Origin of the sequence: Clostridium sp. JN-1, from assembly GCF_003718715.1 — a bacterium.
In the GTDB taxonomy this organism is placed as follows: Bacteria; Bacillota; Clostridia; order Clostridiales; family Clostridiaceae; genus Clostridium_AV.
Map to the genome: position 1 here is coordinate 2,122,505 of NZ_CP033465.1, position 25,604 is coordinate 2,148,108.

Below are 25,604 nucleotides of genomic sequence, written 5' to 3' on the forward strand. Positions count from 1 at the left end.
TTATTGCTTAAAATTATTTTTAACAAGAGGTAAGTTTTTATACTACTTCTGAGCCTATAAAGTTAATAACTACATTTCCATTATAATACAGACATGTCGTATGTTTCAACAACCTTAATATTTAAAACAGGAATTTATTAATATTTTTTAATTATGAACTTGTCTTCCACTGTAATCTATATGATAGTTATCCTTATAAATTAAATCCCCAACCTTAACAAATTTATATCCTTGCTGCTGTAATTTTTCAATAATTCTAGGTAAATTTTGAGGTGTGTATTTTGCAGTAGTATGAAATAATATTATAGAACCTGGATTTGTATGATCTATAACTCTTTTATATTCTAAGTCCAGCCCTTGTTCTTTCCAATCTATACTATCTACATCCCACTGGATACAATAACATCCTGCACCTTGAATAGTTTGTACAACTAAATTATTATATGAACCTGATGGACATCTAAATAGTTTAGTACCAGAACCCGTTAAATTTCTTATCTTTGCATCATTAATATCCATATCTTCTATAATTTGATTCTTAGATAACTTAGTCATATCTGGATGCTTATTTGAATGATTTCCTATTTCGTGTCCTCTATTATATATTTCTTTAACTTGATCTGGGTGGCCGTCTATCCATTCGCCAACTAGAAAAAATGTAGCTTTTACGTTATATTTATCGAGTATATCTAAAACTTTATCTATATAGTCAGCCCCTAAACTTACATCAAAGGTAATAGCAACTTTTTTTTCTTGAGTATTGACACAATATATTGGCATCTTTTTATTTACGTTTGTAAATACCCCTGTATCTCTATAATTGATGAACATAGACATAAATACAGCTAATATTAACATAAGAGATACAAACGCAATTTTCTTTTTTAGTACAACATTCAATTTTAACCCTCCAAATATATTAATTCTCATAAATTTATATAGTATAAGCATTTTCTAAATATTACTATTAAATGTAAAAATTTTAAAAATAATTGTCCTAGATGCAATTAATAAAATAAATAAAGCATTTATTGCAAATTAAGCTTTATTTATTTTATTATTTTTTATGCTATAATATATAGGTAATGTAAATCATGCAATAATTAATTAGGAGGATTCACAATGTTTGATGACACTTTAGAATTAGCGGAAAATAAACTTTTATTGTTATACATATTTAATAAAATGAACTTTCCAATTTCTAATAATCAGATAACAGAAATAGTGCTTGAAAATAATCTTATAAATTACTTTACACTTCAACAGTATTTAACAGAGTTGGTCTCCTCTAATTTTTTAAAATATACGAATGAAACTGGGAGTTACAGATATACTATAACAATTAAAGGCGAAAAGGTTCTTTTCTTGTTTATCAATAGAATTTCAAAGCAAAAAACTGATACTGTAAATGAATATCTCGATAAACAAATAGATAATATTAAGAAAAAGGTTACAGTTAGAGCAGATTATACAATAGAACATGACAACTTTATTGTAAATTTAAAGGCCTTAAAAGATGATTCAATATTAATAGATATAAAATTAAATGTCCCTTCAAACAAACAAGCTAAAGAAATATGTGAAAATTGGAATAAAAATCATTTAAATTTATATAATAAAATAATACATTTACTTAATGAAAATTAACTTTTAAACTAAAATCATGCCTGTAGGTTCTCCTCCTATAGGTATATGTTTTTTTTGTTTACTTATAATATTTACTTTTATCAATAAATTATTATAACTGTCACCTACATAAACATTTTTTCCGTATTTAGTTATAGCTCTTGGCATTCCACCTACTATTATATTTTTATCCTCACGATAATAATTTATGTCTATTAAGCTTATACTTCCATCTCCAAAGTTTGATACAAAACATGAATTTTCATCACACCACATATCTATAGGAGAATTTCCTGCAGCTATTCTCGTTATTATTTTGTAATTTTTTAAAGACATTACAGCTATACTGCCCTTATAATCCGATCCTATATTGCTCTCACATACTAAAATGTATCTTCCATCTACAGTAAATACCGCTTTTGTTGGATATGCTCCCACACGTATATTTTTTATACTTTTGTTATTTGCACAATTTATTAAAGTTATGCTGTCGTCTTGTATATTTGAAATTAAGAGCAGCTTCTTTTCTCTATTTATACATATGCTGTGTGGTAAATTTCCGCATGGAATTTGTGAAATGACCTCTTTTTTTATTAAGTCAAAAACGATTAAACTATTAATGTCTCCGCATATAACATAAGCAGTGTCCTTAAAAACTATTACGTCATTACAATGCACACCTATATAATAACTACTTTCCTCAATTCCATTTACCTTGTCTAATATAGATATGCTGTTGCTGTAATTATTAACAACTAATAATTTGTCTTTATATGCACATATACCATGCGGCCCAATTCTATCACTGGTACTATGTTTTTTTAGATAAATCCTATTTTCCTCTTTGAATTTATTTATGTTAATACTAGATATGCAGTCTGATGAAGTATTACACACATACAAAAAACTCAATATCATCACCCTCTCACAAATATAATATGAACATTAGCGAGAAATGTCTTTAGTAAATTTAAAATTTTGTATTGAATAATGCTTATATATCTTATATAATAATTTTGTTAATCCAATAATATACAACTAACTTGAGGTGATAAATTATGTATACTTATATAACAAAAGGCGTTTGTTCACGCAAAATAAGTTTTGATGTAAAAGATAATAAAATTTTTAATGTATTATTTACAGGTGGATGTAATGGGAACTTACAAGGTATATCAAGACTTGTTGAAGGTATGGATATAAATGATGTTTCAAAAAAATTGAAAGGTATATCATGTGGAGGTAAGGGTACTTCTTGTCCAGATCAATTAGCTGCAGCAATCCAGGAATTAATATTAAAAAATCACGCTTAGTGCTTTTGATTCATAATGTGCAGATATTGTGTATCAAGCATTGTTGTTAGATATATGCAGCATAAGGACAAACTTAACTCATACTCCAAGGTATACTCACAAACTTCAGCACTTTAAAAAAGTTTTAACATTTCTAAGCTCGTCTTTTGAAAATTTAAGCAGATTATATAAACTCGCAAAGCTCAAACATATATAATCTACTAAAATTTTTCCAAAAGACTTCGCTAAGAACTGTAAAAAACTTTTTAAATGTGCCTTCAGTTTGCAAGTATACCTTTGCGTATGAGCCAAGTTTGTCCTTATCACGTATATAACTGTTAACAATATTTTATACATCAATTTATACAAATGTTCCATTAAGTATTGTATATATTTGCTTATTTAAATGGCTGATAAAACATAATAAAAATAGATTTAAATCAGCAAATTATATATCATAAGTGGAATAATTCGTTTAGTGATTTTGAGACGATAGTCTCTTGAAATACATATTTTTGTGGATTTTTATGTATGTAATTAAATTAATCTAAAACTTAGACGATGAGGCTCTGATTTTCATGCTCAAATCGCAAGTGTAACTGTAAATCTTATTCTGTATGTATTTCTTTCGTAATATCGTAGAATTAATACATATGAATCATCAGGTGGATTATTTGACATGATAAAAATTTAGCTGAAAGGTTAAGGAAAATTTTTAGTGAATTATTACAAATAATTATTGATACTGCTTAATAAAATTTAAAATTCCGATGCTGCGCATTTTATTATTGATTTTCTTAAAGCTTTTGTAGCAAATAAAACTAAGTATAAAATTAATGGTCTATCGACCTGCGGGCTTTTCAGCCTTAGTAAGTGCAAGATAAGTATTTATAATTACTTCAACATAATTTATAATACTAATATATACAGATGGTACAGTTAGCATTTTGTATTGTAAATTACGCTTAAGCAAAAATAAATTTAAACTGCAGAAAGCTGATATATGCCTTAAAGAACATTGGAGCAAACCTTAAAGTTCTTTATTGTTTTATTTAAAAATGTCGTAATTCGGATCAGGACGATCCGAGCTTTGAGCGTGCCAGGACGGCACATGCGAAAAGGTAGACATTTTTAAATAAAACAATTATTAGAACTTTTGGTGAAGCGGCAGGTTCTTTGAGGCATATATCAGCCGATGCAGTTTGAATTTATTTTGCTGCAATGCAATGCTTGATACGCAATATCTGCATATTATGAATTATACATTCTATGTGATTTGTTAATTATTTTTCTCATGTCTCCTATCATATACAAAGATCCAGATATAACAAGTAAATCATCTTTATTACAATAAGATAATGCTGTCTCATATGCATCTTTATAATCGCTTTTTGATTCTGAGTTAGAATTGACCTTTTTAACTATTTCACAAAGCTCTTCAGAACTTTCTGCTCTATATGTATTTGGAGATACCGTTATAATTTTTTGTGCCATAGGAGCTATTTCTTGAACCATCTTACTAACTTCTTTATCAGCTAGTATGCCAAGTATTAAAATTAGCTTCTTATAATCAAAATATTCTTCTATACTTTCTTTTAACTTTTGAATTCCATCTGCATTGTGTGCACCATCTATAACTACAATTGGATTGTTTCTCATTACTTCAAGTCTTCCCATCCATTTAACTTTTTTTAAGGAATCATATATGTGCCTTTTTTCTATTTTAACTCCCATTTTTATCAATTCTTCTATGGCAAATATTGAAGCTGCACAATTGAAAAGTTGATGTTTCCCAAGAAGTGATAATTCAATCTCATATTTATCTTTTGATGTTTTTACCTCAAGCTTTTGATTAAAATCAATACTTTTGCTATTTATTTTCTCATGATTGATACTTCTGACACAATTAAAAGGTACTTTTATTAGTTTAGCATTCTTATCTAAACAAACTTTTTCTACTGCATTTTCAACTTCCATTTCATTAGGATACAAAACAACTGGAATACCTGTCTTTATTATTCCAGCTTTTTCATAAGCTATCTCCTGTAATGTATCTCCAAGTAGTGCCATATGATCAAAACTTATAGAAGTAATAACACTCAATATTACTCCTCCTTTACTTTTATCATCATATGGCTTAATTACATTGGTACAATCAAGCCTTCCGCCAATGCCAACTTCTATTACACCAAAGTCAACATTTTCATAATAAAAATAGCAAAACATTGCACATGTTATTATTTCAAATTGTGTAGGATTTCCATATCCCATTTCTATCACTTTGTTAACAGCTTTTGATATATCAGTAACAATTTCACTCAAGGCAGATTTAGATATATTCTGTCCATTTATTTGAATTCTCTCTTCAAACTTTTCAATATAAGGAGATGTAAACATTCCAACTTTAAAACCTGCATTAATTAAAATGCTTGAAATCATTGCAGTTGTAGAGCCTTTGCCATTTGTACCTGCTATATGTATAAATTTTATTTTTTCATGTGGATTATCCAATAACTCAAGTATCTTTTTAATTCTATTAAGTCCAGACTTTTTTCCAAACCTAGCAGTATTCACTATGTACTCCACTGCTTCATCATAATTCATTTTTATCACATCCCGCGTGTAAGTTGATTTTGCAAATTAAAATTTTTTATTATGTAAAATCAAAAATGATTTTACCGTTTTCCACTTTTAATGCAGCATCAAAATCCCTGCCTGTTTTACTTTTGAAGCCTTTTATAACATTTGTTTTCTTATCCTTTATGAGTTTCTTGACGGCAGCTTCACTTATCTTCTTTCCGGCTATCTTCTTCCCTATAAAGAATTTGCAGCCTTCCTTCCATCTACTGCAGCCATATCCAGATTTATTAGCCTTAATTTTACCTTTTCCGCATACTGGGCATATACCTAACCCTTCATCTTGAAGGCTAAAATCAAATACAACATTTCCATTTTCTATTTTTAGTCCAGCATCAAAGCTTTTATTACTTTTACTTTTGAAGCCCTTTATAATTCCTGTTTTTTTATCTTTTATAAGCTTTTTCACCACAGATTCACTGATATCTTTTCTTGCTATTTTCTTCCCTATAAAGAACTTGCAGCCTACTGTCCATCTACTGCAGCCGTAACCTGTTCTGCCAGCTATTATGCTGCCTTTTCCACATACAGGGCATATCCCTAAACCCTTAAATTTATTTTCTGTTTTGTAAGCTTTATTTTCTATTTTATCAATTTTAATATTGCTGCCATTAGAAACTATGTCATTTAATTCATTTTTCACATTATCTATTACGGCACACACTTCTATATCATTTTTATATACCTTTTTAAGTTCTCTTCCAAATTCAACAGTTTTTTCTTTATCCATAGCAATATTCAGCTTTTCAAGAATTTCTATGAGTTTAGTGCCTTTATTTTCACACTCCAAATGACCCTTAACTTCTTTTATGTATTCATATTTTTTTGCATTCTTTATGATTCCTGCTCTTGTTGCTACAGTACCTATCTCGCAGCCTTCAAGTATCAATTTATATTCTTCATCATCATTACCTATCTCAAGTTCTTCAACTTCTTGCTTTTTAAAAGGATTCTTAAGAAAATTATTTAGTTCTGATTCAGTTACTTTATTAGGTTTTTGGGTTTGTTTTTCATCTACTGAAAGCTTTGTATTAAGTTCCTCACCCTTTGTAAATTTAGGGAGTTCATTTTCTTTTTTCATCTTTTCATATTTAAAAAATCCCTTTTGCTTTATTACGTTTCCTTTAAGCTCTATAACTTCATTTTCTATATTTATAAGTACTTTAGTCTCTTCTATTATTGTCTCTTCATTTAAAAAATTACTTATAAATCTATTTTTTATTGCATCATAAACCTTTTTCTCACCTTCTGTTAATTGTCCTTCATTGGGAAGCTTAACAGTAAGAGTTATCGCACTGTGACTTTCAACTTTCTTGTTGTTAAATATCGACTTTTTATACTTAAAATCTATATCTGCATTAAATTTTTGCTTTACCTTTGCAATTACGCTCTTTATTCTATCTTTTTCATTGTCAGCTAAATATTCTGTATTAGTCCTTGGATACGTAGTATATCCATTTTCATATAGTCTCTGCAGATGCTTTAACGTATCATCTAAAGGCATTTTATAATCCTTAAACATCTTATTTTGAAGAGTATCAAGTGAAAATAATTTTGGCGGCTGCTTCTTTACTTCTTTTTTTTCGACATTACTAACCACAGCTTTTTTATCTTTCAAGCTGTCTAATAATTCTTCTGCCTTTTTTCTTTCATCTGCTGCAAAATGCCTATTTTTTAATTTTGCTTTTACTTCTAAATTGTCTTTATTTATAACTGCACCTATCTCAAAGAAAGTTTCAGGTTTAAAGTTTTCTATTGCCTTATCCCTATCATAGACAAATTTAACTATTGGTATGAGTACACGCCCTACTGGTAAAAAAGACTTGGATTTTATACTTAAATACCTTGTCAAATTTATTCCATATGTCCAATCAAGATATGTCCTTGCAAGACCTTCATTATACAAATTTTTATATTCTGCATCATCCTTTAAAGTCTTCAATTCACTTCTTATTGTCTGTGCAGTCTGTTCTGGAAGCCACAGCCTTTTTACAGGTTTTTTAAATTTACCATCTTCAAAAATTCTATTGACTATATTGTCTATAATAACTTGTCCTTCTCTATCTGCATCACCACAATTAATGACCTCTAAAACATCTTTTCTATTAATTAAGTCGTTTATTATCTTAAATTGTTTTTTTACTCCACTATCGTCCCTTATTTTAAACTTAAAATCATCAGGAACAAAAGGAAGTTCTTCTAACCTCCACCTTGATTTTTCTCTATTAAAATAATCATCTACATCGAACAATTGAAGAAGATGACCAAAAGCAAAGGTTATAATGTAATTATTGTTTTCAAAATAACCATCATGTCTGCTCATACCCCCTATGCTTTTAACTATATTCATAGCCAAACTTGGCTTTTCCGCTATTATTAAACTCTTCATTATATTACGGCCAACTCCTTTCAACTGCTTATTTGCCAAGCACACTGTTATTTTTCATGCTTTTCTTCCTTTAACTTTTTTACATAGTTACTGCCCCATTGGTACATTAAATTCAATACTGGAATTACACTTTTACCAAATTCAGATAATGAATATTCCGTTTTAGGTGGTACCACAGGATATACAACTCTATTAATTAATCCATCACGTTCAAGATCTCTAAGCTGCTGAGTGAGCATTTTAGGTGTTGCTTGTGGTATAAGCTTTTGCAGCTCGTTAAATCTCAATATTTTATCTATAAGATTCCATAAAATAATTCCCTTATACTTTCCACATATAACTTTTATAGTGGCATCCATTGAACAACTAAATCTTTTCTCTTCCAACATTTCTATCCCCCAACACTATCTTTTTAGGTACTATATTACTTTTAAGTACATTCTTGTTATATTGACCTTTAGTGTTTATAATAATAGCATAAGCTTTCGAGAATATCAAACTCATAATTATTTAATTGAAAGGAAGATTTTATATGGATTTTTTAGATATTGCAAAAAAAAGATTTGCCTGCAGAAAATATACTAAAATCAAGGTAGAAAAAACAAAAGTTGATAAAATTTTGGAAGCAGCCCATGTTGCTCCTACCGGCGCAAATCGCCAGCCTGTCTCTTTAATTGTTGTTCAAGAAGATGAAGGTTTAAAAAATATTGCTAAAGCTGCTAATACTTATGACGCACCATTAGCAATATTAGTTTGTGCAGATGCTGATAAAGCTTGGACTAGATCCTATGATGGTAAAAACTTGAGTAACATCGATGCTGCTATTTTAACTGACCATATGATGCTCGAAGCTGCTGATTTGGGTTTAAACAGTTTATGGATATGCGGCTTTAAACCTGATGTATTAAATAAAGAATTTAATATTCCTCAAAATATGGAGATTGTAAATATACTTGCTATAGGATATGGCGATGGTCCTGCCCCAAGCCCTGACAGACATAAGGCAACTAGAAAACCATTATCAGAACTTGTACATTATGAACATCTATAAAATTACCCCTGGGGTACCCCAGGGGTAATTTTATAACTTATATATCAGATTTAATTGTTTATCAATTATTATATCTTATTTTCAATATGGTATTTTTACGAATAAAACTACCCTTAGCCAAGCAATGTCAATGTCTAAGGCTATAAGCCTCATTTATTTATTATCCTTTCAATGTTTTCTATATTGATTTTTGCTTGAATAAGCCCACCTGTTTTTAATACTTAGGAATTGCCAAATAAAATCTTTCAGGAATAATTTCATTATTATAAATCCTATATCTTACGTAAGAACCTTGCTTAAAGTCTAGTCCATACACATCATCAGCAAGTATAAAAAATTGTAGTATGCCTTTTTGTGGAAAAGGTTCTAAATGTGGAACTTCCTCAAAATTTATCTGAGCTAATAATCTTAAATATTCTCCGTTAGATGCTTTAGGATATTCCATACCAACCTTCAAATAAGGATCTCCCCCTAATTTGCTCTCCCAAGGCATAGTTTTTTGCTCTTGTAATTTAATTTTTATATATGGTTTTATAGTTTTTTCTATTTTATTCCTAAATCTTTCTAAGCTTTTTGGTAATTCTATTATTTATTTTTTCATTACTTTCTCTTCGTTCTTACTAAATTAATCGCACCATACATCAAATACTTTTAGTCTAAACACCATTCTCTATAGCTTTCTATCATTCCATTCTAAAACTAACAATTATAATCATCATCATTAATAACTATTTTATTATCTATTGATGCTTTTCCTACGTTACACTACGGAAAACCTTTAATTATTTTAACCCAATATACGACTTTGTCGCAAGCCGTTAGTTTGTATTAATTTGTAAGTCCTCTGTTTCACACCCTAATTCTCTTTATTTTTTAAAAATGTAATATCTATAAAACACCACCCAAAAACTACACCCAAAGCGGTAGAAAATTCTCTTAATAAATCTATCTTTGAAGGCCTATACACATAATCAAAAGCATAATTTAAAGTACCAAATAAAATAAGCATAGCAAAAAACTTGAATAGCCTTTTTCTTATTTTATGAAACTTTAACTTCCTTGAATTTAAAATAGTAATGAAAGGTACATACAAAAGCATAAAGAGAGTTAAAAAGAAATAGCTCATCCCGAATTTGAAAGCAATATCATTGTCTATGTCTATATGTTTATTAGAAATAAAAAGCAAAACTATAGTTCCTACTATAAATAAGATATAAAGAATTTTTGTAAAAATTAATACTATATTTTTTCTCATTTTACACCTCGTTTGCAAGTAGTTTATTCTCTTCGTACAATACGATATTTAACATCAATGTTATCTATAAGTAGTATTAAAGTTTTTATTTTTTTATTAATATCACATAATTCATTATTAGATAGCTTAAGTTCATCATTAAATTTTCTAAATGATTTTTTTAAAATATCATTTCATATTGTTCTTTATCTATCACCATTGATTATTCTCCTACTTTTTAGTGCATCGATGCCTAAAATAATCATATATTGCTTTAAAGTTAAAAACAATCTATTTTTTAAACTTTTCAATAAGAACTTATCTTATTACTTATGATACGATTCTCCATAGCTACTATAAGTGAGGCTTTTCCATTTTATTCTTGTGTATTTATCCTACATTATTATGGTATAATATCCAAGTTGAAAACTAAATATTCCGTAGAGGATGGCTACGGTGGTTGTACGTTTTCCCACCTTGGGCTATTGGTATTCTTATCAATAGTTTAAGGGGGTGGTATTGGATATGATAATTACTTTATTAATTGTTTTAGTATTTTTATTAATTATTATGATGAAAGCATTATGCTCAAAATCTAAACTTTTAGAGTTTGAACTTAACATAGGTATTAAATGTTTTAGATTAAGTTTTAAAACGCATGAAAAAAGCACTCCATCCGACCAAGAATAGTTGTGCTTTTTCATACGATTTTATTTTGTTATAAATAAATCAAACCAATAGCCCTAAAACTTAAAACGTTCTAAGCTTTTCTTATTTATATTATATCAAATTTTTATAAAAAATAAACCCGTATAATTTTTTATGTTTTAAAACTTTAATCTCAATAATATAAATTACTATTTATCGAATCCCAGATTTAATAAAAGATATTAGTTCCTCAACATTATCAAAACCATCATAATCTCCATTTATTCCTTCTCTATGATATACTACTCCCTTTTTTTCATTTCTATCTAAACAATCAAGAAGCTTTTCAATTCCATATAAGATCGTTTTATAAAGGTTCACATTTTAGACTTAATGACAGAACATAAAAATCATATTTTTTTACTTCTTATCTCTCTGCTTGATTTGCTCCATCCAGTTGATCATAGTATCAAAACACAGTTTCGGATTTCCTACATTGCAATGCCCTTCTCCATTTTCTTTTTCAGTAAAAATTCTAACTGACAATGATTTTACATTTGTGAGTGCATCTATTTCAGTACCTACTGTTCGATAATCAATAAAGTGATCCTTCGAAGCACCTATAATCAAAATATCCTGATCAATTTTATCTGCAATATCTATTATTTGATATTGATCAATCTTTTTAATATATTCATACGGTGATTTGGCTTCATATGCGTACATACCATGACTTAACCCCCATTTCACAAGTTCATTTCCTCTTTTCGCTTTGTTATTAAATGCAAAATTAATAAAGAAACCAAGGTGAAACTTGAGACAAAATCGTGTTAGTTTCTGTATAGAGGACGGTTGCGTAGAAATTAAAACATTCATAAAATTAGTAAAAACCGACCAAGCTATCACACGTCCTATCCTCTTATCAAATGCTGCTGCACGTGGTGCAAGCATTCCTCCTAACGATGCACCAATAATCGTGACATTATTTAATTCAAAAAAATTCAAAATTGCTTTTACAGGTTTTTCCCATTCATGAGTAAAATGTTTCCCCTGTACCCTCATAACTCCCCCCTGACCAGGTCCTTCAAATAAATAAACATCAAATCCATTCTGTGCAAAGTATAACATAGGAAAAAAGAATTCCTCATAATAAGAATCATTTCCGCCATGTAGTAATATAGTATCTTTTCGCTCACCAATTGCTTTTACAAACATAACTGGCAAATTTACATTTTCATATGGTACATTAAATCGTTGTACCACTCCATCCTTAAAATAGTCTTGATAATACTCATAAAATAAATCTGTAGCCAACTGGTAATATTTGATTTTATCCGCATCACCATCATACATAAAAAATTCACTCATGCGATAATATGCAATTGCTTCTTTTATTCGTTCTTCTTTCTTCGCTTTATCACCAAGCTCTATCATTTCTTTTTTCCAAGATGCACTATCTTTAATTTTATGTGAAATGGCTTTTATATCGTTAATATCACCTCCATCCCACATTACAGTACGATTTAACTGAAAATTAAAATTTGAATCTTCGTTAAGTGCAAATGATCCTTTTTGAAATTGTATTTTTTCCATGAAAATACCTCCTGCATTAATTTTATAATAAAAATTATAATGTAGGAGGATAACAATTACTTTCAAATAGATGCTATTTTATACCCATTTCAGAAAATGAGTTTCCAAAATTTCTTTTCACTGTTGCTGCAAAATGTGATGGACTATTAAATCCAGCATGTACGGCTGCTGTACTCAAATCTTCACCTAATTGAACAAATTCGTATGCTTTTTTTATCTTTGCAATTACCAAATAACCTGCCAATGATATCTGTACTTCATTTCTAAACAAATGTGACAGCCGACTCTTTGAAAGAAATGATACAGTTTCTAATTGTTCAAAAATATTTGCTTCAATTGTTTCACAACTATCTATATATTTTATGCAATCTCTAATTCTGTTGTCATACTCTGCAATTTGGGGAGTGTATAAATCAAATTCCTCCTGTAATAATGCCTCAATATGATTGAGTTTATTATCATTCTCTTTATCAAGTACAATTTTCCTAACTTTGTTTATAAGCGATTCAGAAAGATAACCATACTTTTCTCCCTGAGAAATCAACATTTTTTTAGTTAGTACAGCAGCAAATTCACTCGTTTTCTCTACCAGTACTACTAACATTTTCCCGTGACCTATTCTCGCAGTATGTTTTATTTTAGTTTCTATGATAATTCCTCTCCCTCTTACCTCATTACCATCAATTGTACACATTACATCGTCTTCTATACCAATTATCATCTGCATAGCAAAATGACTATGCTCTTTTGGTTCACTATAATCAGCCACTATAATAATATGATCCGTATAATATTTCATCTTTTCCAATGTCTTAACCTCTTTCATGCCAAATATTCATTGTCTAGATGTTACTTCAATAGCTATAACAAGCCTAATTGCCACTTATTTATTTTACATTTGAATTTGTTAATGGATATACAACACCTTTTTACTCTATAATCATTGAACGATACTATATTGCCAAGAACAATTAAATAGATATCTCTTAATAAATAGAGTAAATCCATAATGCTTTATTTTGTTTAATAACCCTTTATGACACTCTTCTTCACATAAATAACAAGCATCTATACCTTTTTCTATAGAACATTTACGATTTTGACACCATTCTTTATCTGGACATTCACCTGTATTACATCCAGTACATTTAGTATTTTCTGAACACAAACAGCAAGCAAGTCCACAACGTGCGATTTCCAACTCTCTCTTCATTTTCTACTCCTCCAAATATTAATATTACATCTAATTTAGTATTTATCCAATTTGAGTTGTTAGCTCAATATGATTTCCTTCACTATCCTCAAATTCTGCTACCAAGTTATTTCCTATTTTAGTGGCAGGAAAAATAATTTTAATACCTTCTAATTTTTTATTGAATATATCTATATTATCGACTGAAACACTTGGTAAGCAATTACTTCCAAATGTATGCGCTTCCTTCATTTTCTCAAATGCAAATAATCCTAATCGAAACCCATTAAGTTCAATGGGCAATATATAAAAAATATATACCAGCTATAATAACTGTAATTCCAGCAGTGATATATTCAATTTATGCTATACGATTTGTATATGAGAGCTGTAATATGATGCTATTATCTGGAATAACGTGGAGCATAGTAAGTATAATTATATTTGTGGCTAACTTATTTTTTGCACACAGAATGGCTAGAAAACTCACTAGATTTTGTAGAAGCTAAATTGAATTAATTGTAGAATATTTCAATAGATATCACCATAATCCACATAAACCAGATAACGAAAACCTACCAGGAGGGAAGATTTATTTAGATTAAAAAAAGTCTTCCAGTTTCCCTTTAATACTTATAAATAAAAAGCTGAGAAAGATTAATGTTTTTATACTCTTCAAATTACTATTTACATTACTTAACTTTGAAGTAGACTATATAATTAAGATTTTTTATTTTTGTTGCAACTTTTTCCACTTTCGTATTTTTGTTCTAAAAGACTTAAACGGTGCAACAGTATTGATATGAATCCATTTCCATATTGCCCAATTAGATGGAGTTGATGATGACCATCTTCTTCCACCCTGCTGAAATAATTCAACATCTGTATAGCTATTAATCAATTCAATAATTTGTTGTTCTTCCTTTATAAACATGGTACACAACTCTTTAAGGCTACATCCTTTATATTGTTTATAAAAACTTTCATATAAACCACCGAGGTTATTCCATTTATAGTCTGGAGTTGGCGTTATAACAATATGTCCTTGCTGTTCTTGATTCTCCCAATCAAGAATGAGATTCATCCAACCCAACTGATAAGCAATCATTTGAGTAGGTGTTCTGTCAACCCCATCAATTAACCTATCTTTATCTTTTTCATCAATATCAGTGAATTCTTCGATGAATAATTTTGCACGATTTGAAATTTCTAAAATCAACTCTTGTCTATTTAGGTATCCTGCCACTTTTATACCTCACTTTCAAAGCTTACTATTTATAATACTCAAACTTAAGTTGGAATTTATCACTTACCTATTATGCTCATTTTGTTCATCAGATATATTTCTCTATTTTGCATTGCTCATATAGATTTTTCCCTAGCAGAGTAATTGCTTGTTGAGGACAATTGCTTATACACCGATAGCACATAGTGCATCTTCCATTTTGTACTGCTCTACCATTTACAATAGATAAGTTTTTCATTGGGCATAGTTTAGTACAGACCCCGCAGCCGACACATTTTTCAGTGTTGATTTTAAGCTTATCTGAATAATTTTTTGTTTTACCATAGAACCAAAGTCTTTGACCGAAAAGACCTGCAATATGATAGAGAAAACCAATTCCCTCCTGTGTTGCATGTCCGTTTTTTAGGCTATTTGCAGACTTTTTTATTTTTATATACGCTTGCTTTACAATAATTTTATTTTGCTCTATTGTTTTCTTTAACGCTTTTTCATCACCTATACAATCGGGCATTTTTAAATGAAGCCCGCCAACAATCTCAGCACCACATTTAGCAAGTAACCTTGCACTGCAACCTGTGCCATCACCACTGAACAAACCCATAGTTGCAATGATAAAAACTTTTTTACCCATGAATTTGGTTTTATTTTGCAAAATAAAATCTCTCATTATTTTAGGTAAATTGCTAAAATATATCGGATACGCTAAAATAATAAAATCACTCTTATCTATTTCATCTAAGACGCCCTCATCTTCAATAGAAATACACTTTGCCCCTGCATCAAGTTCTTTTACGAACAGTTCAATACAATGCTTTGTGTTACCTGTTCCGCTAAAATATATTCCTAACATATATCTACCTCGTTTCTTTCGACTATTGTAAAATTAATATAAATAACCTCTTACAACAAATATATTTTGTATATTGTCCTAGTTACAAATTAGTGTAGAAAATGAATAGCTGTAATTATTGCAGAACTTCCGTTGCCAATCAAATTTACAATAAAGTGCGCCATTATAGGAATATAAATATTTTTTGTTTTTATATATGAAATGCTAAAAGGAATTGACCATATCATCGTCATCAAAACTCCATACAAACTAAGTGAGTGTTCTAATGCATATAAAATCATACCTATAATAGTTGATAAAAATAATATTGGCTTGCTTTGAAAATTTATTATCGCCTTTCGATAAAACAATTCTTCTGCCAAAGGCGGAAATATTATGGTTGATATCGCAAATAAAACTAGCCTTGTCCAATTATCTCTTTTTAAACCAATCATTCCTTCATCTAAATTAGGGAAAAACATTTTAGGCAAATAACTTACTGCAAAAGCTAAAATCAAGCATAAAATTGTTAGTGCTACAGGTATCCAAAACTTTTTTCCTGCGATTAAGTTTTTCTTTAATTCATTTAGAGAGAAATATCCCTTTTTCAAAAAATATACTATAATTCCAAAATAGAATAAAAAGTTAGTATATATATAGTAATCCTTTGGCAAAAAAACACAGGATATGATGAATAAAGCTTCCCACAAAATTGGTACTAATAATTCTTTTATATATTGTTCCATGTTTTATATCTCCATTCAAAGTTGTTTATCATCTCACAAATTATAACATGATATTATACACATTCACTACTTTACAGAAAAGCAAGAATTATCAATACCGCATTACTCAATTTCCGTATTGCATTAATAAAATTAGTCCTAGTTATCCCGATGTAAAATAGTTAAGCAAATTAGAAATTTGTAAAAATTCTAATCTACATTACGCTGTACATATTCTACAATAATTCCATCTTTATGTTTTACAGTCATATTCCATCCTGTTGGTACTTCCTGAATATCTTTAATAATAGTTGCACCACTATTTAGTAAGACTTCTTTATATTCTTCAAAAGAATCCACAGAAAATGTAGCCATTGTATTTCGTACAGGTGCTAATTCTTCTTCTGAACCGGCTATAATAAGCAGATTATCTATGTTGATAATTTCCACCATATAGTTTCTTCTTGTTTATATTTTTTGAATCCACAATGCCCTAAAATCTTTTGAGAAGCCAAACCATCTAAATCAGTTTCTGCAATTACACTCGTAACGTCATTTTGTTTTAATGCCCACTCACACATTGCTTTTACAGCTTCTGTCATATAGCCGTTGTGCTCAAACTCTTTACCTAAACCATATCCAATCTCAACTTCACCATTTTCATTAGGAATATCTTTAAAATCCGCTGAACCTACTGCAACCCTATCCTCCTTACGAATTAAGAAAAAAAAGCTGTGCCATAAATAATTATTAGGATCTTTTTGTGTTATTTCATACTGTCCCTTTACTATTCCAAGAAAAAATCCTTCCATTGGTTCTGCCTTATAGGAACAGCCTAATTCTTTTTCAAGTCCAGGAATATCTTCAATCCATAATTTTAATTGATTAAAAGTTAGAGGGATAATCTCCAAGCGCTCAGTTTGTATTGTCATTTTGTTTCCTCCTTTAAATGAAATATCACTTACATTTATGCCAATTATAAAAATCTTTTAACTCTGCCTTTCGTTCCTGTGGTAAAAGTGTCTTCTTAATACCTTGAATTGCACCTTCAAGTGCTAATAATCTATGAATACACGCAGAGGTATCAATTTCTTGTATTTTTAACCAGGCTTGTTCTGCTCCAATATCTTTCAATTCATCAAAAGTATATATACCTACTTTATTCAACTGACTTTCAACTTCTTTTCCGATATTAGGAAACCTTGATAATTCCCCCATAAAAAACCTCCTTTCAAATTAGAACTTACTTTTATTTATTATTTCCATGTTATTGGATAATCCAAATGTTTTGGTAATTTCGTATTTCTATTTCCTTTAGCAGAATTAATTTGCCCTTGTGTTAAAAAAACAGCTTCTCTTAAATCAGCATTACTAAAATTCGTATCTCTTGTATCTGCTCCTAAAAAAATTGTTCCGTCAAATATACAACTATCAAAATTAGCTGCAATTAATAATTTCATGCTCAAGTCTAATCCACTCATATCTCTTTTTTTAAAATTTCTTCCTAAGAACTCTGTTAACCTCTTATTATCACTATTCTTAAAACACTTTATAATAGAATCACAGACTTGCTTTAAGACGATATTAACTTTGTTTCTATAACTCTCAATGTCAATGTCAAGAATACTTTGTGGAGTGGAATTACATAGGGCTTCATTTTCATTAATCAAATCTTGAATATCACCCCATAATTCTTTTGCTGGAATTATTATTTTTGATTCTTCTAAAAAGTAACGTATTTGATATAATTGAAAAATAATTACAAAGACATCGAATATTTCTTTTGATTGTTCTTGTGAGGTTTGCCATGTCTCACCTTTATAAATACATTGTGTTACATGCTGTCCTGCCCCAAAGCAATCATATCCTATACAACCTTTCATATTACGCTTTTCCAATTCATGATGAATCTTACAACGATAATCATTTTGTAGCTTTGTACAAGGTTTACCTGCTTCTTTATTCTCTGGAAAACCATCTATTTTTGAAAAAAATAATGCTGTACAACATAAACCACTGCATTTTGAGCAATCTGCTTTTAATTGCTCTAATCTTCCCTTACTTTTTTCACGTATCTTCATATTATAATCTCCTCAAATTTGTATTTCATAATTTAATCAAGTCATTCTTACTTTAAATAATCTCATCTCTAAATTCTTATTTATATTACTCAATCTAAAATTGGAATTCGTCTTACTATTCTTTTATAATATTGGTACACAAATTTCACAGCAATGCTTATTTATCATCTGTATTGCATAGCGTTCAATGATAGGTCTTTTATCATCAAATCCGTAATTTCTTTTTGATAACTCCGAAAATATCTCCATCCATGCTCTTTGCATAGCATCTACTGTATGACTTATTTTAAATACGCAATATTTTCCACCAATAATTTTTCCAAAATTAATATACTTATTATCAACCTTAAATTCATCTGAAACAACTAAACATGTATCATAACGGCAATCTTTAGGTTCTATGAATTTTGGGTTATCTTGAGCTATTCCTAATATGATTGAATTTTCATTAAATAAGTTTTTTTCTTTAGCCCAACTTTTTAATTGCTCCATTATTTGCACATTCTCTGAACCGTATGGACCTGTTCTTCGTATATAAGCAATTTTATATGATGGTATCATTTCAATATTGATATTCATAATTTACCTTCTTCTTTAATAGAGTACATCGATGCCTGAATTCATCATATAATGCTTTAAAATGTATTTCAACTTATTTTTTAAAATTACCAAATAAGATTTCTTCCGAAAGAGATGTTTTAATAAAGGCATATGCTAAAGAAAAAATTATTACCTGAATAACACCGCTAAAAATATTAGTGAAACCCCAGCTTTCTTTTTCCGAGAATTCATTTCAGCTCGTTCGTTTTCATTCATTGTAACTTTATATTTTCGTCTGCCAATAATATATAGTAATAATCCACTACTGTTATTTCCGCCTATAGAAAAAAGTCCCCAAAGTTTCGGATGCTTTAGCCCTCTACATCTGGCATCAAGCTCTGTCAATTTGTAAACTTGATATGCAAGCGTAAACGCTCCCAATAATGCGATAAAGATTGTTAAAATTAAATACCAACTCATAATATAGCCTCCTACAATTTTCGTATTATCTGATAGAATAGTGTGGTTGTACTGACTACACCAGTTATGATACTTCATTTATTTTTTCAAAAATTTTTATTTTCAGTAAGCTTGTACACTTTTTATAGTATTAAAATAAATCTTTAGATTCTCTTTTTTTAATTTTTTGTCTGATGGACTAGCTTACACAATATTCCATAAACTCATTTATCATATTCCGATACTTTTCTTCTTTGTTTATAAGCCCCACAGCTTTGCTGCTATTACATTTTTACAGTTTTTCATATGAAGTTGTATTTAAACCTGTCTTGGAATAAGTGCCCATGTCTTTTATGTGTCCCTCAACTATAATTTTCCGCTGTAGCAACACAATCGTCTCCACATGGCTCGAGTCGCCCTAAATGATGTCTTAATTTACCTGTCTTCGGAAAAAAGTCTAAGATTATATCTGTTCTCCGCGTTTTTTAAATTCCACTGACCAGCTCTAAGGCCATCTATGAGGACAAATTCACCTTGGAATTTAAGTCCGGCGGATGGTGGATGTGGAAGAATAAAATTGAAAACGTGCAGAAATCAGAATTGTTATCCATATCTAAGGCTGCTCCTTTCGTTGGTTGGATTTAAGATTTTTTCCCTACCTTGTAACACTTTTTATGGAGTTTCGTATAATGATAGCAACAGGAAACTAAGTTTCCTTATCCTAAATGTATTAAGAGGTGTCATAAATTATGAATAGTATGAACTCATTAAAAGATTTAAAGCAAGGTCAAACGGCAAAAGTAAAATCTATATTGTCTACAGGCAGTATACGAAGGAGATTGCAGGATATCGGTCTTATTGAAGGAACCGAAGTAGAATGTCTGCAAAAAAGCCCGGCGGGAGACCCGGTTGCCTACTTAATCAGAGGGGCAGTTATTGCGTTAAGGTCAGAAGATTCTTCAAATGTTTTGATCTACTAAAAATTGAATAAATGAGGTGGTAATAATGGGGCTGACAAATGACTCTACAGGAATTAAGGCGGTTGATTCTGGATTGGTTATTAAGAAGTCAACGCCAGATGATAAAGTTATCGCGGTAGCAGGTAATCCAAACGTCGGTAAAAGCACAGTTTTTAACAATTTAACAGGGCTTAATCAACATACTGGGAACTGGCCCGGAAAAACTGTTACAAATGCCCAAGGATATTGCCATTACGCGGATTCAACTTATGTTTTAGTCGATATTCCAGGCACATATTCCCTTATGGCACATTCAGTAGAGGAAGAAGTAGCACGAAACTTTATCTGTTTCGGTGATCCGGATGCAGTTGTTGTCGTCTGCGATGCTACCTGTCTGGAACGAAATTTTAATCTTGTTCTACAGACATTGGAAATTACCAACAAAGTAGTCGTTTGCGTCAACCTGATGGATGAAGCCAAGAAGAAGAACATAAGAATTGATTTAGATGCAATATCTCAAAAGCTTGGCGTACCTGTAGTAGGGACGACTGCAAGAAAGAAAAAAAGCTTGGGAAAATTAATGCAGTCTGTTAGTCAGTTGTTATGCCAGCCAGAAGAAAAGTCCCCTTTTCAGATAAAATACTCAAAACCGATAGAAGATGCTATTGCTTACTTGGAGCCTTTTATTAAACAAAAGATTGAGAAAAAGATAAATACACGGTGGCTCAGCCTGAAACTACTTGACTATGATGAAACACTGATTACTGCTCTTAATGAATATCTCGGTTATGAACTGATTAGTGATGAAGAAATCCAGAAAGAATTAAATCTAGCCAAAAAGATTTTGTCGGACGGCGGAATTACCAGTGATGCTTTACGTGATAAAATCGTTTCCGGTTTAGTTTTGGCTGCAGAATATATATGCTCTGATACAGTTCACTTTGACAAAGCCAACTATAATGCGATGGACAGGAAATTTGATAGTATATTGACAAACAAATGGACCGGTTTCCCGATTATGATAGCCCTACTCATGGGCGTTTTCTGGCTAACAATAACAGGAGCCAATTACCCTTCACAGTTGATATCTGATGGGTTGTTTTGGGTTCAAGACCGGCTCACCGACGTTTTTCAATATATGGGTGCACCGGATTGGCTGCATGGAATGCTTGTTCTTGGCGTGTACCGTGTATTGGCATGGGTTGTTTCTGTAATGCTGCCGCCTATGGCGATTTTTTTTCCACTGTTTACCTTGCTTGAGGATTTGGGATATCTGCCCCGCGTTGCTTTTAATTTGGATAAATATTTTAAAAAGTGCTGCGCCTGCGGGAAACAAGCCCTTACCATGTGTATGGGATTCGGATGCAATGCAGCAGGTATTGTCGGGTGTAGAATTATAGACTCACCACGCGAACGATTGATCGCCATAATTACCAATAATTTTGTGCCTTGTAACGGTCGATTTCCGACACTGATCGCTATCTTAACAATGTTTTTTGTCGGTGCCGCCGCCGGACCGTTTGAATCCGTTTTTTCTGCTGTCTTACTTACAGGCATGATTGTTTTAGGCATCTTTATGACTTTCATAGTCTCAAAGATATTGTCAAAGACAATTTTAAAAGGCGTTCCTTCCTCGTTCACGCTGGAGCTTCCGCCGTACCGCAAACCTCAAATTGGCAAGGTCATTGTCCGTTCCATCTTTGACAGAACATTATTTGTACTCGGAAGAGCTGTAGTAGTTGCAGCACCAGTCGGTCTTATTATATGGGTTATGGCTAATATTTCCTTCGGTAATATGACATTGCTTGCCCATTGCTCAAGCTTCTTAGATCCGTTTGCAAAAATGTTAGGAATGGACGGTGTTATTCTTTTAGCGTTTATTTTAGGTTTTCCAGCCAATGAAATCGTAGTTCCAATTATTATTATGACCTATATGTCATCCGGCAGCATCATGGAATTGGATAGCTTATGGGACTTAAAGCAACTATTGGTCAATAACGGCTGGACATGGATTACTGCAATTAGTACAATGCTATTCTCTTTGATGCACTGGCCTTGCTCCACAACCTGTCTTACGATTAAGAAAGAAACTCAAAGCTTGAAATGGACAGCAGTCTCCTTTGCTGTACCGACTATAATGGGGATTATCGTTTGTTTTGCATTTGCTAATGTCGCAAGGCTATTTATATAAATGAAATACAAGGCACTCTACGAAAATCAACCGTAGGATGCCTTGCTTTGTTGGTATATAAATGTGTCCAAAAATTAATGGGTATAATCCAAGTACTTAATATGTTCCGGTAAATCCTTTTGTATCAGTTCTTTCATCTTTTTAGCAAAAGAACAAAGATAGCCGATAGGATTGCCACGCTGGATACAATAAAATCAACTACATCATCCTTCTTAAAGTTCCCAACTAATATCTTTCTTCCACTTCTATACTCTGTTTTTTCATCTACAAATTCTATTTCCTTTTAAGTTTTTTATCATCGCAGAGCATAACAAACTTTCGGTATTCCTTTCTTGCGTTTTTATGTTGTTTCAAAATAAGTCCAATACAAATCCATCATCAACAAGTTCAAAGGGGTCATGTCTTATTCCTAAATATACTGGAAGGCTTGAAAAGTAGTACTTTTCAGGAGAATTTTCATACCTCCCAATATCAGTTGGATTATTATGTATGTATGCCGATAAGGCAAATAAATATCTTTCTATTTTAACTATTTTGCTTCTAAACCTGTCTTGGAATAAATGTCCATGTCTTTTATGCATTCCATTGAAATATTGAGCATATGAAAAGTTAATATCATGCATTATCTTTGAAATATCAGCTCCATTAGCATCAATTATAAGATGCAAATGATTATCCATAAGTCAATACAAACTGTGATAGTAAAAAAGCTGAGTAAATTATTTATTGTCTTGTACATTTACCATGCCCCCATTACTTCCAGTTACAATTCAACGTCCTCATTGCAAGTGAGGTTTTTGTTCATCTTTTTAAGTATATCTTTCTTTGCTATTGTATTGGAAAATAAATTTCAATCTGTGATTCTTCATTTTCTGCTCCTAAAAACTGCTCTGTGTAGCATTCCAGATCATCTCTGTCATCAAGTTGAAAACTACTCTTAGGCAACCAAATACCCCAAATATAATAATATGTAGAAAGTAAATTTTTTACTTTACCTTTGTGTATGAACTTAGCATACTTTCCACCACTAATTTCTTTTAATTTCATACCTTCTGGTATATTAGAGTCACATGATGCTTCAATCCCTATAAATACAGCAGCTTCACTATTTTTATTAAATGTGTTTGACAAGCATGTACCACCTGTTTCATAAATACTATACCTATTATTATTCATTGAAATATAATGCTGCTTTGCCAATTGAACGTTCAACTTTTCCCACATTTCAATAATGTTATTATTCTCAATACTCATGTCAAATCTAAACCCAACAACAAATTTAGGTTGAAATATTACGATTTTTGGTGATAAATTTGCATAATTGCATTCAGTTAGTTTGTCAATTTGCATCGGCTGATGGCTTCCAATCAGCACATTAATCCCATTTTTTCTGTATTCTGTTGGTGTAATACCATATCTCTTTCTAAAGGCTCTTGTAAAACTTTCAGCAGACTCAAAATACAATGAAACTGCGATGTCTAAAATTTTTCTGTCACTATATATAAGATCATATGCCGCTTGAGTCAACCTCCGACTTCTGATATAGCTGCCAATTGTTTCCCCCATCACTACTTGAAAATAACGGTGAAAGTGATAATAAGAATAGGAAACTGCATTAGCAACTGATTCTACAGTCAAAGGTTCATACAAATTTGTTTCAATAAATATAATTGCTCTACCAATGATTTGCTTATCTTTCAATACAGTCTCCTCCTTTTTTAATAGGTAATATTGTAAAAGTCTTTTCCCGCTTTTTCATATGGAAGGTTCACTATAATTTCTCGTTCTTGTAATTTTTGTACCTTAAAACTTTTCCAACCATTGGCTTGCGGTGAACCAAAGGTCATTTCTATTTTTTTCTCGGTTGTATTAAACAACATAGAACGTAAAGTTCCAAAAAATTCGGGGTAATAATGACAACATAATCCCTGCGGATAAGATGTCGACAGTATAACTTTTAAATCTTGCACTGATATTTTTTCTTTTTCAGAAAACATCTTTTCTATTGCTTTATAACGAATCACCGAGTTTTCAATCAACATCTTTTCATATGGCTTTATTTCTTGCAAAACTACATGATTTGTAGAAATTAGAAAATTCTGCTTGGAGACGTTATCTAAAATGCGATATGCTTTATGACCATCTATACATTGCAATAGAGCAATTTTGTTATTACTATCAGCAAGCATTAAATTTATATTATATCCAATAGGTGCATCCATTGCCCATGCAATAGCTTCATCAACATTTTTGCAGTTTTCCAAAATACTTCGGATAACAACCCAAAAAGAAAAACCGGTTACACCTGCTTTCTGTCCTCCCTCAAAGTTACCCACAGGCAATCCATTGCTAGCTTTACAAGCTGCCAATCCATACTCATTCATTCCATCACATCGTCCGAATAAATTGAGTGTAGAACCAATGTAGCGATATTTCCCTTTAATAGCTGTATATGCAAAGCACATTTCTTCCATTTCATCATTAAAATCATAGTTACGCGCCATTAAAGTGTGTCCAGTTTCAATCTTGTTTGAAACTGCTGCCATCAAACTGCACCCGCGTTCCAAATATGTCATTGCATAAAAAATCGCTTGTTCTTTCGAAATTCCAACTGTATCTACAAACCCTTTGATTTCCTCATTTACACCACTGCAATATCGGTTAATCAAATTGAATATTTCTGTTAATTTACTTTGAGGATAGGCCTTAGGTGGTAAAATCACCTTTTTTAATAAATCAGGTTGCGATAAAATCCAATTACCAATCTGCGTCCCAACTTCATAACTTGTTCCTACAAAATTCTTTAAGTACGTCTTTGTTTTTTTCATTAAAAACACCTCATCTTTCAAAAAAATTATAAGATAAGGTAAGATGATATACTTGATATTTTCTGCGGAATTTTTTATATAATT

29 protein-coding genes and 1 pseudogene are annotated in these 25,604 nt (G+C 30.8%); 6 read left to right on the forward strand and 24 right to left on the reverse strand.

The window, feature by feature from the left end:
• Positions 1–147: 147 nt before the first annotated feature.
• Positions 148–930, reverse strand: coding sequence for a polysaccharide deacetylase family sporulation protein PdaB (gene pdaB, locus EBB51_RS10080; protein WP_123055041.1), 783 nt, complete (start codon positions 928–930; stop codon positions 148–150).
• 192 nt (positions 931–1,122) lie between these two features.
• Between pdaB and EBB51_RS10085 the strand changes: the two genes are divergently transcribed.
• On the forward strand, positions 1,123–1,647 hold the full coding sequence (locus EBB51_RS10085; RefSeq protein ID WP_123054356.1) for a DUF4364 family protein: 525 nt from the start codon (positions 1,123–1,125) through the stop codon (positions 1,645–1,647).
• Positions 1,648–1,650: 3 nt separating this feature from the next.
• Here EBB51_RS10085 and EBB51_RS10090 read toward each other — a convergent pair whose 3' ends face one another.
• Positions 1,651–2,538: a YncE family protein gene (locus EBB51_RS10090; RefSeq protein ID WP_123054357.1), complete on the reverse strand. Its 888-nt coding sequence runs from the start codon at positions 2,536–2,538 to the stop codon at positions 1,651–1,653.
• A gap of 146 nt (positions 2,539–2,684) precedes the next feature.
• On the opposite strand from EBB51_RS10090, the gene EBB51_RS10095 reads away from it, so the two are divergent.
• Positions 2,685–2,939, forward strand: coding sequence for a TIGR03905 family TSCPD domain-containing protein (locus EBB51_RS10095; protein ID WP_123054358.1), 255 nt, complete (start codon positions 2,685–2,687; stop codon positions 2,937–2,939).
• A 1,230-nt stretch (positions 2,940–4,169) separates the two neighbouring features.
• Here the strand turns inward: EBB51_RS10095 and EBB51_RS10100 are convergent.
• The 3 genes from EBB51_RS10100 to EBB51_RS10110 are packed head-to-tail and all read right to left on the reverse strand — an operon-like array spanning position 4,170 to position 8,333.
• Positions 4,170–5,522 (reverse strand): folylpolyglutamate synthase/dihydrofolate synthase family protein, encoded by a 1,353-nt coding sequence (locus tag EBB51_RS10100; protein WP_123054359.1) that lies wholly within the window; start codon positions 5,520–5,522, stop codon positions 4,170–4,172.
• 49 nt (positions 5,523–5,571) lie between these two features.
• Entirely contained in the window at positions 5,572–7,944 is a 2,373-nt protein-coding gene (locus EBB51_RS10105) for a type IA DNA topoisomerase (RefSeq protein WP_123055042.1), read from the reverse strand.
• Positions 7,945–7,991: 47 nt separating this feature from the next.
• The gene (locus EBB51_RS10110) at positions 7,992–8,333 is read right to left on the reverse strand and encodes a helix-turn-helix domain-containing protein (RefSeq protein ID WP_123054360.1); all 342 of its coding nucleotides are present in this window, start codon (positions 8,331–8,333) and stop codon (positions 7,992–7,994) included.
• 143 nt (positions 8,334–8,476) lie between these two features.
• Here EBB51_RS10110 and EBB51_RS10115 point away from each other — a divergent pair, with 143 nt between their 5' ends.
• Positions 8,477–8,995 (forward strand): nitroreductase family protein, encoded by a 519-nt coding sequence (locus EBB51_RS10115; RefSeq protein ID WP_123054361.1) that lies wholly within the window; start codon positions 8,477–8,479, stop codon positions 8,993–8,995.
• Between the two features lie 238 nt (positions 8,996–9,233).
• Here EBB51_RS10115 and EBB51_RS14025 read toward each other — a convergent pair.
• Both EBB51_RS14025 and EBB51_RS10125 read right to left on the reverse strand, forming a co-directional pair.
• Positions 9,234–9,584, reverse strand: a pseudogene (locus EBB51_RS14025) (DUF1963 domain-containing protein); the annotation flags it as partial.
• Between the two features lie 267 nt (positions 9,585–9,851).
• Complete coding sequence (locus EBB51_RS10125) at positions 9,852–10,250, reverse strand: hypothetical protein (protein ID WP_123054362.1); 399 nt, start codon at positions 10,248–10,250, stop codon at positions 9,852–9,854.
• Positions 10,251–10,754: 504 nt separating this feature from the next.
• Here EBB51_RS10125 and EBB51_RS13700 point away from each other — a divergent pair.
• Positions 10,755–10,919 (forward strand): hypothetical protein, encoded by a 165-nt coding sequence (locus tag EBB51_RS13700; RefSeq protein ID WP_190285265.1) that lies wholly within the window; start codon positions 10,755–10,757, stop codon positions 10,917–10,919.
• Between the two features lie 171 nt (positions 10,920–11,090).
• On the opposite strand, the gene EBB51_RS10130 is transcribed toward EBB51_RS13700, so the two are convergent.
• From EBB51_RS10130 to EBB51_RS10195, 14 genes are all read right to left on the reverse strand, one after another.
• The gene (locus EBB51_RS10130) at positions 11,091–11,258 is read right to left on the reverse strand and encodes a hypothetical protein (RefSeq protein ID WP_347560933.1); all 168 of its coding nucleotides are present in this window, start codon (positions 11,256–11,258) and stop codon (positions 11,091–11,093) included.
• Positions 11,259–11,297: 39 nt separating this feature from the next.
• Positions 11,298–12,470, reverse strand: a complete 1,173-nt coding sequence (locus EBB51_RS10135) for an alpha/beta fold hydrolase (RefSeq protein ID WP_190285266.1) — start codon at positions 12,468–12,470, stop codon at positions 11,298–11,300.
• A 73-nt stretch (positions 12,471–12,543) separates the two neighbouring features.
• Positions 12,544–13,269, reverse strand: coding sequence for a helix-turn-helix domain-containing protein (locus EBB51_RS10140; RefSeq protein WP_243103947.1), 726 nt, complete (start codon positions 13,267–13,269; stop codon positions 12,544–12,546).
• Positions 13,270–13,410: 141 nt separating this feature from the next.
• Positions 13,411–13,683 carry a DUF3795 domain-containing protein gene (locus EBB51_RS10145; protein ID WP_123054364.1) on the reverse strand — a complete coding sequence of 91 codons (273 nt, stop codon included), beginning with the start codon at positions 13,681–13,683 and terminating at the stop codon, positions 13,411–13,413.
• A 42-nt stretch (positions 13,684–13,725) separates the two neighbouring features.
• A complete protein-coding gene (locus EBB51_RS10150; RefSeq protein ID WP_150131723.1) occupies positions 13,726–13,914 on the reverse strand; it encodes a hypothetical protein in 189 nt (62 codons plus the stop codon).
• A gap of 478 nt (positions 13,915–14,392) precedes the next feature.
• Entirely contained in the window at positions 14,393–14,908 is a 516-nt protein-coding gene (locus tag EBB51_RS10155; protein WP_123054366.1) for a ClbS/DfsB family four-helix bundle protein, read from the reverse strand.
• An 88-nt stretch (positions 14,909–14,996) separates the two neighbouring features.
• Positions 14,997–15,758 carry an EFR1 family ferrodoxin gene (locus EBB51_RS10160; RefSeq protein WP_123054367.1) on the reverse strand — a complete coding sequence of 254 codons (762 nt, stop codon included), beginning with the start codon at positions 15,756–15,758 and terminating at the stop codon, positions 14,997–14,999.
• 89 nt (positions 15,759–15,847) lie between these two features.
• Positions 15,848–16,483: a CPBP family intramembrane glutamic endopeptidase gene (locus EBB51_RS10165; protein ID WP_243103828.1), complete on the reverse strand. Its 636-nt coding sequence runs from the start codon at positions 16,481–16,483 to the stop codon at positions 15,848–15,850.
• Positions 16,484–16,672: 189 nt separating this feature from the next.
• Complete coding sequence (locus EBB51_RS10170; protein ID WP_123054368.1) at positions 16,673–16,915, reverse strand: hypothetical protein; 243 nt, start codon at positions 16,913–16,915, stop codon at positions 16,673–16,675.
• Positions 16,894–17,394: a GNAT family N-acetyltransferase gene (locus EBB51_RS10175; RefSeq protein WP_123054369.1), complete on the reverse strand. Its 501-nt coding sequence runs from the start codon at positions 17,392–17,394 to the stop codon at positions 16,894–16,896. The genes EBB51_RS10170 and EBB51_RS10175 overlap by 22 nt, the downstream gene beginning before the upstream one ends.
• Before the next feature lie 25 nt (positions 17,395–17,419).
• Complete coding sequence (locus EBB51_RS10180) at positions 17,420–17,680, reverse strand: TfoX/Sxy family protein (RefSeq protein ID WP_123054370.1); 261 nt, start codon at positions 17,678–17,680, stop codon at positions 17,420–17,422.
• Positions 17,681–17,718: 38 nt separating this feature from the next.
• The gene (locus EBB51_RS10185) at positions 17,719–18,543 is read right to left on the reverse strand and encodes a pentapeptide repeat-containing protein (RefSeq protein WP_190285268.1); all 825 of its coding nucleotides are present in this window, start codon (positions 18,541–18,543) and stop codon (positions 17,719–17,721) included.
• 123 nt (positions 18,544–18,666) lie between these two features.
• Positions 18,667–19,122, reverse strand: coding sequence for a GyrI-like domain-containing protein (locus EBB51_RS10190; RefSeq protein ID WP_123054371.1), 456 nt, complete (start codon positions 19,120–19,122; stop codon positions 18,667–18,669).
• A 150-nt stretch (positions 19,123–19,272) separates the two neighbouring features.
• Positions 19,273–19,563: a hypothetical protein gene (locus EBB51_RS10195; RefSeq protein ID WP_123054372.1), complete on the reverse strand. Its 291-nt coding sequence runs from the start codon at positions 19,561–19,563 to the stop codon at positions 19,273–19,275.
• 728 nt (positions 19,564–20,291) lie between these two features.
• Between EBB51_RS10195 and EBB51_RS10200 the strand changes: the two genes are divergently transcribed.
• Positions 20,292–20,522 carry a FeoA family protein gene (locus tag EBB51_RS10200; protein WP_123054373.1) on the forward strand — a complete coding sequence of 77 codons (231 nt, stop codon included), beginning with the start codon at positions 20,292–20,294 and terminating at the stop codon, positions 20,520–20,522.
• Between the two features lie 25 nt (positions 20,523–20,547).
• Positions 20,548–22,692, forward strand: a complete 2,145-nt coding sequence (feoB, locus tag EBB51_RS10205; RefSeq protein WP_123054374.1) for a ferrous iron transport protein B — start codon at positions 20,548–20,550, stop codon at positions 22,690–22,692.
• Between the two features lie 350 nt (positions 22,693–23,042).
• Here feoB and EBB51_RS10215 read toward each other — a convergent pair whose 3' ends face one another.
• The 3 genes from EBB51_RS10215 to EBB51_RS10225 all read right to left on the reverse strand — a co-directional run bounded on the left by EBB51_RS10215 (position 23,043) and on the right by EBB51_RS10225 (position 25,520).
• The gene (locus EBB51_RS10215) at positions 23,043–23,372 is read right to left on the reverse strand and encodes a transposase (RefSeq protein WP_123054375.1); all 330 of its coding nucleotides are present in this window, start codon (positions 23,370–23,372) and stop codon (positions 23,043–23,045) included.
• A 148-nt stretch (positions 23,373–23,520) separates the two neighbouring features.
• On the reverse strand, positions 23,521–24,393 hold the full coding sequence (locus tag EBB51_RS10220; RefSeq protein WP_123054376.1) for an AraC family transcriptional regulator: 873 nt from the start codon (positions 24,391–24,393) through the stop codon (positions 23,521–23,523).
• Positions 24,394–24,410: 17 nt separating this feature from the next.
• On the reverse strand, positions 24,411–25,520 hold the full coding sequence (locus tag EBB51_RS10225) for a C45 family peptidase (protein ID WP_123054377.1): 1,110 nt from the start codon (positions 25,518–25,520) through the stop codon (positions 24,411–24,413).
• Between the last annotated feature and the right edge of the window lie 84 nt (positions 25,521–25,604).

Bases quoted from the DNA above. Each gene is read 5' to 3' on its own strand.
- pdaB (WP_123055041.1), bottom strand. From the start codon at position 930: ATGAGAATTAATATATTTGGAGGGTTAAAATTGAATGTTGTACTAAAA.
- EBB51_RS10085 (WP_123054356.1), top strand. From the start codon at position 1,123: ATGTTTGATGACACTTTAGAATTAGCGGAAAATAAACTTTTATTGTTA.
- EBB51_RS10095 (WP_123054358.1), top strand. From the start codon at position 2,685: ATGTATACTTATATAACAAAAGGCGTTTGTTCACGCAAAATAAGTTTT.
- EBB51_RS10100 (WP_123054359.1), bottom strand. From the start codon at position 5,522: ATGAATTATGATGAAGCAGTGGAGTACATAGTGAATACTGCTAGGTTT.
- EBB51_RS10105 (WP_123055042.1), bottom strand. From the start codon at position 7,944: ATGAAGAGTTTAATAATAGCGGAAAAGCCAAGTTTGGCTATGAATATA.
- EBB51_RS10110 (WP_123054360.1), bottom strand. From the start codon at position 8,333: ATGTTGGAAGAGAAAAGATTTAGTTGTTCAATGGATGCCACTATAAAA.
- EBB51_RS10115 (WP_123054361.1), top strand. From the start codon at position 8,477: ATGGATTTTTTAGATATTGCAAAAAAAAGATTTGCCTGCAGAAAATAT.
- EBB51_RS10125 (WP_123054362.1), bottom strand. From the start codon at position 10,250: ATGAGAAAAAATATAGTATTAATTTTTACAAAAATTCTTTATATCTTA.
- EBB51_RS13700 (WP_190285265.1), top strand. From the start codon at position 10,755: ATGATAATTACTTTATTAATTGTTTTAGTATTTTTATTAATTATTATG.
- EBB51_RS10135 (WP_190285266.1), bottom strand. From the start codon at position 12,470: ATGGAAAAAATACAATTTCAAAAAGGATCATTTGCACTTAACGAAGAT.
- EBB51_RS10140 (WP_243103947.1), bottom strand. From the start codon at position 13,269: ATGAAATATTATACGGATCATATTATTATAGTGGCTGATTATAGTGAA.
- EBB51_RS10145 (WP_123054364.1), bottom strand. From the start codon at position 13,683: ATGAAGAGAGAGTTGGAAATCGCACGTTGTGGACTTGCTTGCTGTTTG.
- EBB51_RS10150 (WP_150131723.1), bottom strand. From the start codon at position 13,914: ATGAAGGAAGCGCATACATTTGGAAGTAATTGCTTACCAAGTGTTTCA.
- EBB51_RS10160 (WP_123054367.1), bottom strand. From the start codon at position 15,758: ATGTTAGGAATATATTTTAGCGGAACAGGTAACACAAAGCATTGTATT.
- EBB51_RS10165 (WP_243103828.1), bottom strand. From the start codon at position 16,483: ATGGAACAATATATAAAAGAATTATTAGTACCAATTTTGTGGGAAGCT.
- EBB51_RS10170 (WP_123054368.1), bottom strand. From the start codon at position 16,915: ATGGTGGAAATTATCAACATAGATAATCTGCTTATTATAGCCGGTTCA.
- EBB51_RS10175 (WP_123054369.1), bottom strand. From the start codon at position 17,394: ATGACAATACAAACTGAGCGCTTGGAGATTATCCCTCTAACTTTTAAT.
- EBB51_RS10180 (WP_123054370.1), bottom strand. From the start codon at position 17,680: ATGGGGGAATTATCAAGGTTTCCTAATATCGGAAAAGAAGTTGAAAGT.
- EBB51_RS10185 (WP_190285268.1), bottom strand. From the start codon at position 18,543: ATGAAGATACGTGAAAAAAGTAAGGGAAGATTAGAGCAATTAAAAGCA.
- EBB51_RS10190 (WP_123054371.1), bottom strand. From the start codon at position 19,122: ATGAATATCAATATTGAAATGATACCATCATATAAAATTGCTTATATA.
- EBB51_RS10195 (WP_123054372.1), bottom strand. From the start codon at position 19,563: ATGAGTTGGTATTTAATTTTAACAATCTTTATCGCATTATTGGGAGCG.
- EBB51_RS10200 (WP_123054373.1), top strand. From the start codon at position 20,292: ATGAATAGTATGAACTCATTAAAAGATTTAAAGCAAGGTCAAACGGCA.
- feoB (WP_123054374.1), top strand. From the start codon at position 20,548: ATGGGGCTGACAAATGACTCTACAGGAATTAAGGCGGTTGATTCTGGA.
- EBB51_RS10215 (WP_123054375.1), bottom strand. From the start codon at position 23,372: ATGGATAATCATTTGCATCTTATAATTGATGCTAATGGAGCTGATATT.
- EBB51_RS10225 (WP_123054377.1), bottom strand. From the start codon at position 25,520: ATGAAAAAAACAAAGACGTACTTAAAGAATTTTGTAGGAACAAGTTAT.